This is a genomic window from Saccharopolyspora sp. NPDC049357 (assembly GCF_040677225.1).
In the GTDB taxonomy this organism is placed as follows: Bacteria; Actinomycetota; Actinomycetes; order Mycobacteriales; family Pseudonocardiaceae; genus Saccharopolyspora.
Window position 1 is genome coordinate 19,209 of the sequence record NZ_JBFAQJ010000007.1, and the last position, 15,845, is coordinate 35,053.

At 68.4% G+C, this 15,845-nt stretch carries 14 protein-coding genes; 6 read left to right on the top strand and 8 right to left on the bottom strand.

Annotated elements, in window-relative coordinates:
* Positions 1–45 precede the first annotated feature (45 nt).
* From AB0J91_RS08100 to AB0J91_RS08110, 3 genes are read left to right on the top strand one after another with little or no spacing between them, the layout of a single operon-like run.
* Positions 46–1,299 carry a 4-hydroxybenzoate 3-monooxygenase gene (locus tag AB0J91_RS08100; protein ID WP_363865321.1) on the top strand — a complete coding sequence of 418 codons (1,254 nt, stop codon included), beginning with the start codon at positions 46–48 and terminating at the stop codon, positions 1,297–1,299.
* Between the two features lie 40 nt (positions 1,300–1,339).
* Positions 1,340–2,110, top strand: coding sequence for an SDR family oxidoreductase (locus AB0J91_RS08105; protein WP_363865323.1), 771 nt, complete (start codon positions 1,340–1,342; stop codon positions 2,108–2,110).
* A 24-nt stretch (positions 2,111–2,134) separates the two neighbouring features.
* Positions 2,135–3,847 (top strand): FAD-dependent oxidoreductase, encoded by a 1,713-nt coding sequence (locus AB0J91_RS08110; protein ID WP_363865325.1) that lies wholly within the window; start codon positions 2,135–2,137, stop codon positions 3,845–3,847.
* A gap of 228 nt (positions 3,848–4,075) precedes the next feature.
* On the opposite strand, the gene ugpC is transcribed toward AB0J91_RS08110, so the two are convergent.
* From ugpC to AB0J91_RS08135, 5 genes are all read right to left on the bottom strand, one after another.
* Positions 4,076–5,179 (bottom strand): sn-glycerol-3-phosphate ABC transporter ATP-binding protein UgpC, encoded by a 1,104-nt coding sequence (gene ugpC / locus AB0J91_RS08115; RefSeq protein ID WP_363865327.1) that lies wholly within the window; start codon positions 5,177–5,179, stop codon positions 4,076–4,078.
* A 29-nt stretch (positions 5,180–5,208) separates the two neighbouring features.
* A complete protein-coding gene (locus AB0J91_RS08120) occupies positions 5,209–6,882 on the bottom strand; it encodes an alpha-amylase family glycosyl hydrolase (RefSeq protein ID WP_363865329.1) in 1,674 nt (557 codons plus the stop codon).
* A gap of 40 nt (positions 6,883–6,922) precedes the next feature.
* Positions 6,923–7,783, bottom strand: a complete 861-nt coding sequence (locus tag AB0J91_RS08125; RefSeq protein WP_363865331.1) for a carbohydrate ABC transporter permease — start codon at positions 7,781–7,783, stop codon at positions 6,923–6,925.
* Positions 7,780–8,655, bottom strand: coding sequence for a sugar ABC transporter permease (locus tag AB0J91_RS08130; RefSeq protein WP_363865333.1), 876 nt, complete (start codon positions 8,653–8,655; stop codon positions 7,780–7,782). The genes AB0J91_RS08125 and AB0J91_RS08130 overlap by 4 nt, the downstream gene beginning before the upstream one ends.
* Positions 8,656–8,843: 188 nt before the next feature.
* On the bottom strand, positions 8,844–10,100 hold the full coding sequence (locus AB0J91_RS08135) for an ABC transporter substrate-binding protein (RefSeq protein WP_363865335.1): 1,257 nt from the start codon (positions 10,098–10,100) through the stop codon (positions 8,844–8,846).
* A 449-nt stretch (positions 10,101–10,549) separates the two neighbouring features.
* On the opposite strand from AB0J91_RS08135, the gene AB0J91_RS08140 reads away from it, so the two are divergent.
* The 3 genes from AB0J91_RS08140 (at position 10,550) to AB0J91_RS08150 (ending at position 12,636) form a co-directional block, all read left to right on the top strand.
* A complete protein-coding gene (locus AB0J91_RS08140) occupies positions 10,550–11,794 on the top strand; it encodes an ROK family transcriptional regulator (protein ID WP_363865337.1) in 1,245 nt (414 codons plus the stop codon).
* A gap of 166 nt (positions 11,795–11,960) precedes the next feature.
* Positions 11,961–12,419 carry a hypothetical protein gene (locus AB0J91_RS08145; protein ID WP_363865339.1) on the top strand — a complete coding sequence of 153 codons (459 nt, stop codon included), beginning with the start codon at positions 11,961–11,963 and terminating at the stop codon, positions 12,417–12,419.
* A complete protein-coding gene (locus tag AB0J91_RS08150) occupies positions 12,340–12,636 on the top strand; it encodes a zinc finger domain-containing protein (protein ID WP_363865341.1) in 297 nt (98 codons plus the stop codon). The genes AB0J91_RS08145 and AB0J91_RS08150 overlap by 80 nt, the downstream gene beginning before the upstream one ends.
* A 53-nt stretch (positions 12,637–12,689) precedes the next feature.
* On the opposite strand, the gene AB0J91_RS08155 is transcribed toward AB0J91_RS08150, so the two are convergent.
* The 3 genes from AB0J91_RS08155 to AB0J91_RS08165 form a co-directional block, all read right to left on the bottom strand.
* Positions 12,690–12,965 (bottom strand): YggT family protein, encoded by a 276-nt coding sequence (locus AB0J91_RS08155; protein WP_363865343.1) that lies wholly within the window; start codon positions 12,963–12,965, stop codon positions 12,690–12,692.
* A gap of 163 nt (positions 12,966–13,128) precedes the next feature.
* Positions 13,129–14,190, bottom strand: a complete 1,062-nt coding sequence (locus AB0J91_RS08160) for a 2,3-butanediol dehydrogenase (protein ID WP_363865345.1) — start codon at positions 14,188–14,190, stop codon at positions 13,129–13,131.
* Between the two features lie 114 nt (positions 14,191–14,304).
* A complete protein-coding gene (locus tag AB0J91_RS08165) occupies positions 14,305–15,513 on the bottom strand; it encodes a GAF domain-containing protein (protein WP_363865347.1) in 1,209 nt (402 codons plus the stop codon).
* Between the last annotated feature and the right edge of the window lie 332 nt (positions 15,514–15,845).

Genomic DNA, 15,845 nt, shown 5'->3' on the forward strand with positions numbered 1-15,845 from the left:
CAACTCCGGTGCAGTGCGAGCTCTCCTGAAGCAGAACGGGACAACATGACCGCACAACGCACGCACGCCCGAACTCAGGTCGGCATCGTCGGTGCCGGTCCGGCCGGGCTGATGCTCTCGCACCTGCTCTCGCTGGCGGGGATCGAATCCGTGGTGATCGAGACCCGCGCGCGGGAGGACATCGAAGCCACCATCCGGGCGGGCATCCTGGAACAGGGAACCGTCGACGTGATGGTGTCCACCGGCATCGGTGACCGGTTGCTGGACACGGGTTCGCGCCACGACGGCATCGAGATCCGCTTCGGTGGCCAGTCGCACCGCGTGGACTTCCCGTCGACGGTGGGCAGGTCCGTCCACCTCTACCCGCAGCACGAGGTCCTCAAGGACCTGATCACCGCCCGGCTGGCCGACGACGGCGACGTCCGCTTCGGCGCCTCGGATGTGTCGCTGCACGAACTGACCGGCACCGAGCCGGTCGTCCACTTCACCGACGCCGATGGCCGTCCCACCGAGCTGCGCTGCGATGTCCTCGCGGGCTGCGACGGTGCGCAGGGAACCACCAAGTGGTCCATCCCGGACAACCGGCGGACCGACCACTTCCGCGATTACCGGCACGGATGGTTCGGGATCCTGGCCGAAGCCCCGCCGAGTTCGAAAGAGCTGATCTACGCCCACTCCGAGCGCGGGTTCGCGCTGATCAGTTCGCGGACTCCGACCGTGCAGCGGATGTACTTCCAGTGCGATCCGGAAGAGGACGCCGGTGCCTGGAGCGACAACCGGATCTGGGACGAGCTCCAGTCCAGGGTGGCCGGAAACGGCTTCTCGCTCAACGAGGGGCGCATCTTCCAGCGCAGCGTCATCCCCATGCGCAGCTACGTCTGCGATCCGATGCAGCACGGACGCCTCTTCCTCGCCGGCGACGCCGCGCACACGGTGCCGCCGACCGGGGCCAAGGGGCTCAACCTGGCGATCTCGGACGCCGTGGTCCTGGCGCAGGCGCTGGAGCGGTTCTTCGACGACGGGGACACCGACCTGCTGGACAGCTACGGCCGCACCGCGGCGCAGCGGGTCTGGCGAGCCCAGCACTTCTCCTGGTGGATGACCTCGATGCTGCACCTCGCTCCGGACAGCGGTGACTTCGATCGCCACCGCCAGCTCGCCGAGCTCGACCAGATCACCGGTTCAGCGGCCGGGCGCACGCTGCTGGCCGAGGGGTACACGGGCTGGCCGATCGCGCGCACCAACCCGAAGTCCGTCGTCGCCGAAGCCCTGAGCCTCACCCACAGCCGTCGGCCCTGACGGCGAGAACCGACCACAGCACACAACGGGAGCACATCGAATGAACTCGCCAACAGAACCCGCGCGCCGGGTCGCGGGCAAGGTCGCGATCGTGACCGGCGGCAGCGGCGACCTCGGCGCGGCAGTCGTGCGCATGCTCGCCGCGCACGGCGCCACGGTGGCCAACCTCGACCTGACGCCACCGGCGCAGCAGTGGGAATCCGGCTCGGTCAGCGACTGGCAGCTCGACCTCACCAACGCCGACGAGGTCGAACGAGTCGTCGCCGAAGTCGCCGCCGCGCTCGGCAGCCCGGACGTCCTGGTCAACGCCGCCGGGGTCCTCGGCAGGCCCGCGCCGTCGCACGAGTCCACCGAGGACGAGTTCGACGCGGTCTTCGGCATCAACGTCAAGGGAACGTGGTTGATGACCAAGCACGTCGTGCCGCACATGATCCGGAACGGACGCGGCAGCATCATCAACTTCTCGTCGATCCACGGCCTCACCGGAGGCTCCAACGTCCCGCTCTACCACGCGTCCAAGGGGGCCGTCCGGTTGCTGTCCAAGGCCGACGCCGTCACCTATGGGCCGCGCGGAATCCGGGTGAACTCGATCCACCCCGGCTCGATGCGCACCCGGATGAGCCGCTCGTCCGCCGAGCGGAGTCCGCTCGGCCCCGAGGAGTACTACCGCCAGCTCGTCGCGGGCAACCCCCTCTCCCGCCAGGGCGAGCCCGAGGAGATCGCCTACGGCGTGCTGTACCTGGCTTCCGACGAATCCTCGTTCACCACCGGAACCGAGCTCGTCATCGACGGTGGCTACACCGCCCACTGAAACCCGCTCGACGAAAGGCTGAACATGAGCACCATCGACTGCGACGTCCTGATCGTCGGTTCCGGCGCCGCCGGGATCTCGGCCGCACTGGTGGCCAAGCGGCAGGGCCTCGACGTCCTCGTAGTGGACAAGGAACCCCACCTCGGCGGGACCACCGCGATCTCGGGCGGTTGGCTGTGGGTTCCCGGCAACCGGCAAGGACTGTCCGAGGGAGACACCCGCGAGGAGGCCGAGACCTACATCAAGGCCCTCGCCGGTGAGTCCTACGACGCCGCGGCCGTGAGCCGCTTCCTGGACCTCGTTCCGGAGGCGCTGGAGTTCTTCGAGGACAACACCCGCGTGGAGTTCCACTACCCCGAGATGGCACCCGACTACCAGATGGACACACCGGGTGCGCGCAAGTCCGGTCGCGCGCTGACGGTGAAGAAGGCCGACGCCCGGATGCTGAAGGAGCACCGTCTCCGGGTGCAGCCGTACCTCCACACCTACACCGTCTTCGGCTACATGCCCGAGATCGGGCCGGACATCGCCACGTTCCTCAAGGCAAACCGCTCACCGCGGGCGTTCGGCTACGTCCAGCGGCGGCTGATCAAGACCTGGCTGGAACGCCTCCTGCTGCGGCGGGCGCTCACTCGAACCAACGGCAACGCGCTGATGACCCGGCTGATCGCCACCGCAGGCGATCTGAACATTCCCATGTGGACCAGGACTCGCGTCACCGAGGTGCTCAAGGACGACAATGGCACCGTCACCGGCGCGGTGCTGTCAGGGGCCCGCTCGACCACCGTGCGCGCGCGGTGCGGCGTGGTCATCGCCGCGGGCGGGTTCTCGGGAAGCGAGGTCCTCCGCAGTCAGCACTTCGGGCACGATCGCCGCGGTGACGACCACGTCACCCCCACCATCGGTCACCAGGGCGACGGCTTCTTCCTCGCCAAGGACCACGGCGGCGTCATCGACTCCACGCCCCACCAGCCCGCTGCGTGGGGCCCGGTCACGGTCTGGCGGAACCTGCGCGGTCAGCAGCGGGTCTTCCCACACCTCAGGGCTTTTGGACTGCCGGGGCTGATCGCGGTGAACCGGCTCGGCCACCGCTTCGCCAACGAGTCGTACTCCTACCACGACTTCGGCGTCGAGATGCTCCGGGACAGCGCAGGCGAACGGGACACGACGGCCTGGATCATCGCCGACCGCAAGGCCATGCGCCGGTACGGCATCGGCTACGCCAAGCCGTGGCCGCTGCCGACCTGGTACTACAAGAAGGTCGGGTACCTCGTCGAAGCCGGTTCCGTGAAGGAGCTGGCGGACCGCATCGGCGTCCCCGGTGACAACCTCGAGCGCACGCTGGCGGAGTTCAACGCCGACGCAGCCGAGGGAACCGACACGCGGTTCCACCGGGGCTCCAACTGGTTCCACCACTTCAAGGGCGACGTGGAGCACGAGCCCAACCCGAACCTCGCCCCCATCGACACCGCGCCCTACTACGCGGTGCGGATCCAGATGGGCGATCTGGGCACCTACGCCGGACTCTCCGTCAACGACCGCAACGAGGTCCGGACCGCCACCGGCGAATCAGTCCCCGGCCTCTACGCCGTGGGCACCGCAGCGGTCAGCGTCTTCGGCGGCGGATATCCAGGCTACGGCGCCAACATCGGCCCCGCGATGGTCTTCGGCTACCAGGTCGGCCGCGACATCGCCGCCCACACGGCCGAACGCTCCAGCACCTCGCGGACCGCATAGCCAGAAGCACGTGCGCGCTGTTCATGAAGTCGAGAGCCCACCCGCCTGTCCACCCGCCTAGACGCTCACGTCGTCGGTGTGCAGATGCACGATCTGGTCGTTGATCGGTAGTCAATCCACCTTCGTGAAGTCGCTCCGCTGCTGATGACAGAGCCGTTGCCCGGCGGCGACTGGAGCCGTGGTGGTACCGGTGCGGGCGGTATGTCCGCCCGCACCGGGGTGGCTTGGTTAGGCGGGAAGGCGTTCGCCGGTGGTCGCGGAGAACGCGTGGAGTGCCTCCGGCCGTGGGCGCAGGTGGATCTGCTCGCCCTTGGTGACGCCGGTGCGCGGGTCGACGCGGGCGATGACGTCCACCTCGCCGTGGGTGCGGTCGCCTTCGGTGAGCCTGCAGTAGGCGTAGGCGTCGGAGCCGAGTTCCTCGACGAGCGTGACCGTGCCCGTCAATCCCTCTGCGCCCGGACCGACGATGTCGAGGTCTTCCGGCCGGAACCCGAGTGTGACCGTGGAGGAACCGTCGGCGCCGGCCGCTTCTCTGGTCGTTCGCGGCAGCGGGAGGAACAGTCCGCCCAGCTGCGTCCCTTCGTTGACGAGCTCGCAGGTGGCGAGGTTCATCGCGGGCGAGCCGATGAAGCCGGCGACGAAGACGTTCGCGGGCCGCTCGTAGAGAGCGCGCGGGGAGGCGCACTGCTGGAGCACGCCGTTGTTGAGCACCGCGACCCGGTCGCCCATGGTCATGGCTTCGACCTGGTCGTGGGTGACGTAGACCGTCGTGACACCGAGCCGGCGCTGCAGGGCGGCGATTTGCGCACGCGTTGACACGCGCAGCTTGGCGTCCAAGTTGGACAGCGGCTCGTCCATGAGGAACACCTGGGGTTCGCGGACGATGGCTCGGCCCATGGCCACCCGCTGCCGCTGCCCGCCGGAGAGGGCTTTGGGCTTGCGATCCAGATACGGCTCCAGGTCGAGCAATGTCGCGGCCTCGGCGACCCGCCGGTTGATCTCGTCCTTCGGTGATCCGGCGATCTTCAGGGCGAAGCCCATGTTCTGCGCCACGGTCATGTGCGGGTACAGCGCGTAGTTCTGAAAAACCATCGCGATGTCCCGGTCCTTCGGCGAGAGGTGGGTGACCTCGCGGTCGCCGATGTGGATCGCGCCGGAGTCGACGTCCTCGAGCCCTGCCAGCATCCGCAGGCTGGTCGACTTCCCGCATCCGGACGGACCCACCAGGACGAGGAACTCACCGTCGGCGATGTCCAGAGCCAGGTCGTCCACCGCGGGCCGGTCGGCGCCCGGGTACTGCCGGGTCGCCTTGTCATAGGTGATGGTTGTCATCAGTTACCTCTTTCCTCGACCGCGGGTGATCACAGGGACAGCCAGACCGCCGTGTCGGGCGGGAGAAGGTCGTCTTCCAGCTCGCCGCTGGCCAGCAGCACGTGGTCGTGCACGGGCAGTCGGTGGGGCTGCCCCGAGAGGTTGACGACGCAGGCGAAGCGGGGCGTGCGGGTGAACGACAGGACGCCTTCACCTGCGTCGTTCCAGGCCAGGTCTCCCTCGCCGAGCGCGGGGTTCTCGCGGCGGATGCGCAGGGCCGAGCGGTAGAGCTCGAGCATCGAACCGGGATCGCCGGTCTGCGCCTCGGCCGTGCGGTCCTTCCAGGATTCCGGCTGCGGCAGCCACGGGTCAGCCGTGGCGTGGGCGGGGCTGAAGCCGAACGGCGGCTTCTCACCGGACCACGGAATCGGCACTCGGCAACCATCCCGGCCGCGTTCGGTGTGCCCGGACCGCTCCCACACCGGGTCCTGGAGCAGCTCCTCCGGGAGGTCTTCGACCTCGGGCAGGCCCAGTTCTTCGCCCTGGTAGATGTACGCGCCGCCGGGTAGCGACAGCATGAGCAGCGCTGCGGCGCGAGCGCGGCGAGTGCCCAGCTCCGGGTCCGCCTCTCCGGCCGCCCTGTAGTTCTGGCCCGGAACCCAGTCGACGGGCGGGCGTCCGTACCGAGTTGCGTGGCGAGGGACGTCGTGGTTGGACAGGACCCAGGTCGCCGGGGCGCCCACCGAGTTCAGGCTCGAGGTGGTGGTGTCGATGACCTCGCGCAGCCGCTCGGCGTTCCAGGTCGCCTGCAGGAAATCGAAGTTGAACGCGGTGTGCAGGCCGTCTGCGCGGACGTAGTTGGCCAGCCGTTGCGGGGAATCGGCCCAGGCTTCCGCCACGAACTTCCGGTGGCCGGGGTACTCGTCGGCGATGCGCCGCCAGCCCCGGTAGATCTCGTGCACCTCATCGCGGTCCCAGTGCGGGTGCTCGCCCTCGGGGTAGACGTACCCGGACCCCTGCGGTGCGACGACGTCGGGGAGATCGGTGTCCTTGATCAGGCCGTGGGCGACGTCGATGCGGAAGCCGTCGATGCCGCGGTCGAACCAGAACCGCAGGACCGACTCGAACTCCTCCCGGACCTCGCGGTGCGCCCAGTTCAGGTCGGGCTGTTCCGGGGCGAACAGGTGCAGGTACCACTCCCCCGGCCTGCCGTCGGGTTCGCTCACCCGCGTCCATGCCGGGCCGCCGAAGCAGGAGTTCCAGTTGTTCGGCGGCTCCGAGCCGTCCGGCCCGCGGCCCGGTCGGAAGATGTAGCGCGCGCGTTCGGGACTGCCGGGCCCGGCCGCCAGCGCGGCTTGGAACCAGACGTGCTGGTCGGAGGTGTGGTTGGGCACGAGGTCCGGGATGACGCGGATGCCGTGCTCGTGCGCCTCGGCGATGAGCTGGTCGGCGTCGTCGAGGGTGCCGAACCGGGGCTCGATGTCGCGGAAGTCGGCGACGTCGTAGCCGGCGTCGGCCTGCGGTGACGGGTACCAGGGGTTGATCCAGATGGCGTCAACACCGAGGTCGCGCAGGTAGGGCAGTTTCGACCGGATTCCGGCGATGTCGCCCATGCCGTCGCCGTTTCCGTCGGCGAAGCTGCGGATGTAGACCTGGTAGATCACCGCGTCTCGCCACCACGGTGCGGATCCCTGGTGCGAATCGATCAAGTCGTTGTCGTGCATCGGTGAGGTCCTCCTCGGATGGTGTGCGGGCAGTTGCGGGTTACTTGACGCCGCCGGCGGTGAGGCCGGCGACGATGCGGCGCTGGAAGATCAGCACGGCGATCACCAGTGGGACGGTGACGACGACACCGGCGGCCATCTGCGTGCCGAAGGGCTGCTCGAACCCCTGCGAGCCGGTGAACTTGGAGATCGCGACGGTGACCGTCTGCATCTCCTTCTCGTTGACCATCGACAGCGCGATGATGAACTCGTTCCAGGCCATGATGAAGGTCAAGATCGCCGTGGTGAACACGCCCGGGGCGGCCAGCGGCAGGATCACCTTCCGGAACGCCTGTCCTGGCGTGCAACCGTCGATCATGGCCGCCTGTTCGAGTTCGACCGGCATCTGCCGGAAGAACGTCGTCAGGTTCCACACCGCCAGCGGCAGCGCGAACGACAGGCTGGGCGTGATCATGGCCTGGTAGGTGTTGATCCAGCCGATGCTGGTGAACAGCTTCAGCAGCGGCACCACCAGTGAGATGCCCGGGAACATGCTGCAGGCGATGATCAGCGCCAGCACGAGGTTCTTTCCGCGGAAGTCGAGTCGTGCCAGGGCGTATGCCGTGGATATCCCCACGACCAGGGTGAGCGCCGTGGTCACCCCCGCCACGGCGAGGCTGTTGGCCAAGGCGCGGCCGAAACCGGTGTCCGGTGCGAAGACGGCGAGGAAGTTGTCCACCGACCAGATGCGCGGGAGCGGGAAGGTGTCGTACTGGTCCGATGGGCGCCGGAAGGCGGTGATCACCATCCAGTAGAACGGCGCCAGGCAGAACCCGACGATGACGACGATCCCGAGGTTCGGCAGCCAGCGCTTCCAAGCGGGTTCCCGCCCGCAACCGCGTGCGGATGCGTGGGTGGTCATGCCGTCACCGCCTTTCCCGGCTTGGAGCGGGCTTTCCGTCCCTCGCGACGCCGGTTGCGGGCCTCGCCGATGACGTCCGCGCCGAGCAACTTGACGAAGGCGAAGGCGACGAGGGCCACGTATCCGAACATGATCGTGGCGTAGGCCGCTGCGGGGCCGTAGTGGACGTTGGTGGCCTCCTGCCAGGCCAGCATGGACAGCGTTTCCACCGAGTGCTTCTGCTGTCCGATCAGCACGAACGGCAGGTCGAACATGCGCAGCGCGTCCAGCATCCGGAACAGCACCGCCACCAGCAGCGCGGGCTTGACCAGTGGCAGCGTGATGTTCCAGAAGCGCCGCCACGCGGTGGCGCCGTCGACCTTGGCCGCCTCGTAGACCTCGTTCGGGATGATCTGCAGGCCCGCGAGAGTCAGCAACCCGACGAACGGGGCGGTCTTCCACACCTCGGCGATGATGACCGCGAGCTGGGCCTGCGGGCCGTCCGCGCTCCACAGAACCTGTTGCCCCAGCATGGTGTTGGCGACCCCGTCTGGGGCGAAGATCCACCGCCACAGCAAACCGGAGACCGCGGTCGGGATCGCCCACGGCACCAACACGCTCGCCCGCACCAGGCCCCGGCCACGGAACGCCCGGTGCATGATCAGCGCCATCGCCACGCCCAGCAGCGCCTCCAAGGTGACCGTGGTGACGGTGAAGAACGTCGTGTTGAACATCGCGTTCCAGAATCGGCCCGCGCCCTCGCCCACGACCGCGTTGGTGTAGTTGGCGAGCCCGGCGAACTGGTCACCTTCAACGACGAACCCCTCGGGGTCGACGTTCTCGCCTTCGGTGTAGAAGGACTGCCGCAACGCCGACAGGAGTGGGTACACCACGACCAGTCCCAGCACCAGCAACGTCGGTGAAACCAGCAGACCAGCGAGCCTCGCGGTCGACGCGGCTCTACCGGACGGGTTTTTCCTCCGATTACCGTCTTCGCCCGGCGTGCGCACCTGACTCAATTCGTCGGTGGGACGCTCCGCGGCCATCGTCATGACATCCCTCGCATTCGTGCGCTCGTGCGTCACGGCTTGCTCAGCTGCTCCAGCCGGCTCTGCATGTCGGCGAGCGCCTGCTGAGAGCTCTTGTCGCCGGTCAGCGCCCTGTACGCGTCGTCCTGGATCGCCTGAGTCATCTCTCCGTAGTTGATGACTCGCGGGCGTGGTTCGGCGCGGGTGATCGAGTCCTTCAGCACCGGCAGGTAGGGGTACTTCGCCTGCAGGGCCGGGTCGTCGTAGACAGAAGCCAGCGAGGGCGCCGAGGCAGCCAGGTCCAAGGCGAACTTCTGCTGCTGCTCACCGGTGCGGAACTTGATGAAGTCCAGCGCGGTGGCCTTGTTCTTGCCGTAGGCCGAGATCGCCAGGTTGTGGCCGCCCAGGCTCGACACACCCGGGCCCGACAGTCCCGGCAGCGGAGCGACGTCGAACTTCCCGGCCACCGAGGAAGAGCCGTCGGTCTTGCTCAAGCTCGCCCACTGGGCGGGCCACCAGCGCGTGAAGACGAGCTTGCCGTCCTGGAACGCCTTGCGCGACTCGGCTTCCTTGAAGGCGATCGCTTCCTTGGGGATCATTCCCGAGCGGAATCCCTCGACCAGGAAGTCCAGACCGCGCTTGGCTTCCGGCGTGTTGACGTGCGGCTTGCCGTCGTCTCCCACGATCTCGCCGCCTGCGCTGTGCACCGCTTCGGCGAAGTTGGCGACCATGCCCTCGTACTTCTCGAACTGACCGGTGTAGCAGGACATTCCGGCGGCCTCGGGCAGCGCGAGCACCTTCGCGCACGTCTGCTGCATCTCCGACCAGGTTTTCGGTGGAGCAACGCCTGCCTTGGCGAGGAGGTCCTTGCGGAAGTACAGCATCGCGCCGTCCGAGCCGTGGGGAACGGCGAACAGACGGCCGCGATACTCGGCGGTCTCCACGTTCGGCCGCAAGAAATTCGAGGTGTCGAACTGCTCCTTGGGCAGTGGCGAAATCCAACGGTTGGCGGCGAACTCCGACATCCACACGTTGTCCAGGTCCAGCACCGTGAACGCGTCCGACTTCGTCTGCGCGTTCTGAATCATCTGCTGCCGCTGGTCGTCGCCCGAGGCAGGCAGCTCGATCAGGCGGACCGGCTCCTGCGGGTGAGTTCGGTTCCACTCGTCGACGATCCTCGGGTTGAGCCCGGAGCCGTCGTCCTTGCCGGTGGCGAAGGTGATCGGCCCTCGACCTTCCAGCTTGTCGGACTGCTGCGAATTCTGGGAGCCGTTGCCGCACGCGGCGGCGAGCAGCAACGACGAGATCATGATCGATACAGTCGTAGCGCGTCTCAAATTCACGTCGATCTCCTTTGTTCGACCTCTGACTGGCTGCGCGGAGCCAGTCACGAGTTGCAGAGACGGTGTTGCGGCCATTCGGCCGCCCGCCGTGATGGGGCGATCCCGCGGCCAACTCAAGATCGTTGAGGAGCCGGGAACGGCCAACCAGTGCGATGGGGGTGGCGCTGAGCTGGGCAGACCGAAGCCCTCGGCGGGTTTATTCGTGATTAATTTAAGTGCGTAGAAAGTTAAGCTGTGTCGGCAGCCACGTCAAGGGGCGAGGTCGACCTAATCCGAACGCAACCGGCCCAGCCCTCACGTCAGCAGTAATCGCAGTTCACATCACCACACGGCAGCGAAGGAGCCCCCGCGTTGACCCCCTTGGGGCGGGCACCTAATCTGGTACTTCGTTTAGAAACAGCGAAAGGGGTTGCTTGGTGGCCTCACCGTCGACAGACCACCACCGCGCGGCCGTCCTCGCCCTGGCAGGGACGTCCGGTTCCTTGAGCCGGACCGAGATCGCGCATCGGCTGGGTCTCAGCCCGGCGACCGTGACCCAGGTGACCAAGGAACTGATCTCCCACGGCCTGCTCGAAGAACTCGCGTCAGCTCCCTCCCGCGGTGGCAGACCCGCGCAGCTGCTCGGCCTGGCCGGGTCACCCAAGCGCGCGCTGGGAGTCAAGATAGCCCCGGACCGCCTCGCCATCTCCGACGTCGAACTCGACGGGACCGTGCGCGATCTTTCGGTCCACGATTTCGATCCCGCTTCCGCAGACGCGCTCGGCCACCTCACCGACACACTCGCAGCCGTGATCGACGGCATCGACGGGGACGACAGCTCGATCCTGGGAATCGGACTCGGCGTTCCCGGCGGGGTCCACGATCCCGCCGAGGGAGTCGTGAACGCAGACATCCTGGGCTGGCGCGGCCTGCCTCTCGGACGACGACTGCGGACCAGCCTCGGGCTGCCCGTGCTGGTGGACAACGACGTCAACGCCCTGGCCGCCGCTGACTGCCTCTACGGCAGAGGCCGCCAACACCGCGACTTCCTGATCGTCACCATCGGAGCCGGCATCGGAGCGGCGATCGTGGCCGGCGGTGTGGTGTACCGAGGCGCGCACGGAGACGCCGGCGAGCTCGGCCACACACCGGTCGATCCGAACGGACCGGAATGCGTGTGCGGCAACCACGGTTGCCTCGAAGCGATCATCGGTGATCGCGCGCTGGTCTCCGCAGGACGCCGCGAGGGCGTTCTGACCGCCGACGAGACGATCGCCGATCTCCACACCGCCGCGGACCGGGGAGAGCGACCAGCACAAGCGATCCTCCACGACGCCGGTGAAATCCTCGGACGATCGGTTGCCGGTCTGGTCAACATCGTCGATCCCGAAACGGTCGCGATCTACGGTGAGGGAACCACCGCCTGGCAGCACTGGCGCCCGGGCTTCGACCCCGCACTCCGCGCCCACCTTCCCGCCCTCCGCAGCCGCATCCCCGTCGAAGTAGACCGCTCGGACGACCAGACCTGGACACAAGGAGCCGCAGCGCTGGTCATGGCAACACCGTTCGACACGACGGGAGTCGCCCGCGAGCAGGGCCAGCAGATCCGCGCCCGGTTGACCAGCCCCCACGGCGGCCACCAGGACAACGACCACAAGCGGCGGTCCCAGCCGGTCGCGTGAACCCGATCGCCCGGCAGAGGCTGATGGCGCATCGGGGCCGAGCGCAGATCAGGAGAGCGCCGATCACCGGCGAAACCTCTGGTTTTGTGACCAGCTGGTGGCGGGAACACCGAGGTGAGTCGGGTGGGTGCTGACCCCCGCCTGCGAAGGTTGGTGGAGCTCGGCGATGAACGGTGACCCGTTGGACAGGCACGTGCGCGACCGCACCGATGGGCGGCTCGGCACGGTGGATGCGGTGGCCGGTTACCTGGACGCCGTCCGCGAGGCCGCCCGGGCGATGGAGATCGAACTGGACACCGCCCGCCTGGACCGGCAGCGGATGACCGTCGAGATCGTGGTCAGCGGCGCGCCGGAGATATCCGTGGAGTGGACGCCGTACCTCGGTTGGAGCTTCACCGAGGAAGGCCGCCGCTACTACCGCGTCGGGCAGGAGGCCGACGCCGCTTCGCTTCTCCCCGATCCGGACGAGGCGGCGGGTTGGTTGGGCGTGCTCGCCACCGGAGACCGCACCGGGCACGTCGAGCAGCCGATGCCCCTGGATCCCGATGACGGCGCCCTCGTCGAGCGCTTGGCGACCTTCGGGCAGGGAACCGATCCGCACACGCCAGGCGACGACCACCCGTGACATACCGGAGCTCCCCGACGTCGAAGGATTGCGCCGCGTGGTCGGCTCGGTGCTGCGCAGCTCGTCCCGCGTCGGGCACGTTCCCGACCACCCGTCCTGGCTGACCGGGCACCGGGAGGAGCACGACTCCCGGTGCCCGCGGTGTTCGACACCTCTGAGCCGGAGCAAGGTCGCAGAGCGCAGCACCGTCTGCTGCCCCCGCTGCCAGCCGTCCTGACATCCGCCACGTTGCCGCGTTGTCAGGACGAGCGAGCAACCGCCCGAACGCCGCTACAGGTTGAAGGCGACCGAACGCAGGATCAGCACGACCACGAACACAGCGGTGAAGGCCAGGTCGATCGAGATCCCGCCGACGCGCACCGGCCGCAACACCCGCCGCACCGGCGCGATCACCGGCTCGGTCCCGGCGTGGGTCACCGCGCGAGCGCGCCTCACCCAGTGCGGCCCCTCGGTCGCCGCCCGAGCCCAATCCAGCACCATCCGAGCGATGAGCAGCAGCAGGTACGCCGTCAGGACGTACCCCAGCACGGTGCCGATGAGGCTCATGGCGGACTCCTCCGATGCTCGTCGATCCGGGCTTCCTGCAGTACCAACGACTCACCCTCGCAGGAAGTGCCGACGCCCCGGCCGAGCCGCTGCTCACCTGCGACGCGTCCACATCCAGCCCGTTCGCTCGCGGCCGGCAGGCGTCTCAACCGCTTCCCGACGGTCACCGGGCCGGGTCGACCAGCACCTTCATCTTCTCGCCACGATGGAGCGATTGGAAGCCTTCGGCTACGACATCGCCGAGCGCGATGGCCTCCACCCAGCCCGTGGTGTCGTACTTGCCCTCGGCCATCAAGGCGATGACCGCTTCGAAATCCGAGCCCGTGTAGCACAGCGACCCCTGGATGCGGGATTCGCGCATGACCAGCTCCAGCAGTGGTGTTTCGAGTGGCGTCTCGTAGATCGCGACAGCAACCAGGGGACGGCGGGAACCGACCGACCCGAGCGCGGTGCGCACCGCAGCCGCGACGCCTGCCGCGTCGAAAGCCGCGTCCGCCATCGTCCCTCGGGTCTCATCGGCGACCAGCGCGGCCACGTCCACGTCCGCGGGGTCGACGGTGCGGGCACCGAGCCGCTCGATCGCCGCGCGCCGCGTCGCCGAAGGTTCGACCACCAGCGTGTTCTCGATACCCTGCCCGCGCAGCGCGTGGAAAACTCCGATGCCGATCGGGCCTGCACCGAACACCAGCGCGGTGTCCCCGGGGTTCAGGTCGGCCAGCGTCGTCGCGTGGTAGGCGACCGACATCGGCTCGACCAGTGCGCCCAGCTCCAGCGACACCGAGTCGGGCAGCCGGTGCAGCATGTAGTCCGGCACCGTCGTGTACCGGGCCATGCCCCCGTCGGACATCAGCCCGTGAAAGCCGATCTTCTGGCAGATGTTGTAGTGGCCCGCCGCGCACGGGGCGCACTCGCCGCACCGGTAGACCGGCTCGACGGCCACCCGGTCTCCCGCTGACCAGCCCGTCACACCGGCGCCGACTTCGCGGATCGTGCCGGAGAACTCGTGGCCCATGACCAGCGGCATCGCCTTGTCGGTCAAGGGGTGCGGGACGCCGTCGGGGACGAAGATCGGTCCCGCGAAGAATTCGTGCAGGTCCGTCCCGCAGATCCCGTTGAGCCCGACCTCGACGAGAACCTCGCCGTACCGGGGAGCGGGCACCGGCACCTCCTCGACGCTCAGACTGCGCCGTCCTCGGTAGACCGCTGCGTGCATGGTGTCCGTCATGTCGAATTCCTCTCGTGTGCTCAGCGGTTCCACCTGCGTCAGGAACCGGCCACGCCGTGGGGTGGAGGGAGTCGGGGGCGCGCCGGACTCGGTCGCCCGAGCCGGCCTGATACCTCACGTTGCGACGGTGATGTCCAGGTCGGGCAGGAAGCGGTACGGCCGGTGGTCGAGCAGGTCGGCGAACCGCTTGCGCAGGCGGGACATCTCCGCGCGGACGGTGATGGTCCTGGTGCGATCGGCGAACAGGTGCTCGGCGAGATCGGCGGCGCTGTTGCCCGCCCGGTTCGCGGCCAGGTGGACCAGGATGTCGGCGTGCCTGCCGCTGAGGAGATAGGTCCAGGTGCCGCTTTCCCGGTGCACGGTCAGCGTGGGCCGAGCGGCGCCGACGTCGAGCACCAGCCGGGTTCCGGCCACCGACCGCCCCTCCTGCGGGCGCAGCAGGATTCCTTCGGGGAGCGGTTCAAGCGAGCAAGTCCCGAACGCGGGCAGCCAGACCTGCTCGGCGTCAGCGCGTTCCGGCAGCACGACGCGGTCGGTCGGCGGCAGCCCGGTGGAGGCGGCGACCCAGCCGTGGCGGTCGGTCACCAGAGCTCGCCCGTCGAGCTTGGCCAGCAGCGGCGTCGCGATCGCGCGCAGCCTGTCGAGGCGGGTGCGGTGAGCCTCGCGCAGCCGGGCTTCGGCGAGACCGGCGACGGCGTGCACCAGCGCCAGCGTGCTGGGGTGCACGGTGTCGGCGGGACCGCTGATGTCGACCGCGCCCAGCAGTCGTCCGTCGGCGGCGTCGTGGATCGGCGCCGCCGAACAGGTCCAGGAGTGGTGGGTGCGGACGAAGTGCTCGGCCGAGTGGACCTGCACCGGCCGGTCCTCGACCAGCGCGGTGCCGATGGCATTGGTACCGACCGCGCTCTCGGCCCAGCTGGCCCCTTCGACGAGGCCCAGCCGGTCAGCGCGCCGGAACACTGCTGGATGCCCGTCCCTCCACAGCACGCGGCCGTCGACGTCGACGATGACCACGATGTGACCCGCGCTCCGGGCCACGGGCACCAAGCCGGTTCGCAGCGCGAGCAGCGCGTCCTCGGTGAGACCGCAGGCGGCGCGACGTTCCTCGACCTCGCCTGAGGAGGCTGTCCGCCAGCCGCCGCCGCGGTCGGGGTCGACGCCCTGGCGGCGCACTCGACCCCAGGACTGGCGGATCAGCGGCCGCGGCTGCACGGGCGGGTGCTGCCCGGACAGCACCGCCTCGTGAACTCGGGATAGCGCGCGCGTGTACTGGTGCGGGTCAACACCGGCGGGCACAGCGGTTTCGAGACGGTCGGTCTTCATCGGCCACTCCTGTCGGTTGGGCTGGCGCCTCCGGTCGCGGCCCCACCGAACCCGGCAGTCGGAGGACCGCGATGTCCTCACGCCGATCGATCTACTGGAGTCGGTTCTCCTCTTCGTGCACGGATTTTCCCGTCGTGACCACGTGCGTCCTCCCCGGTAACCGCGCTGTGTCGCCGAGGTGACATCGCCACATCAGACTGCTCAACTCAATTCCAACGCAAGGGTTGCAACGGGTTGCATCCCGCTTCCTCCTCGAATCGATTCTCGGTTTCAGCAACGAGCGTTCCGGCGTCCATGCAACCTGCCGCAACGCTGGTGACCGCTCACCACTC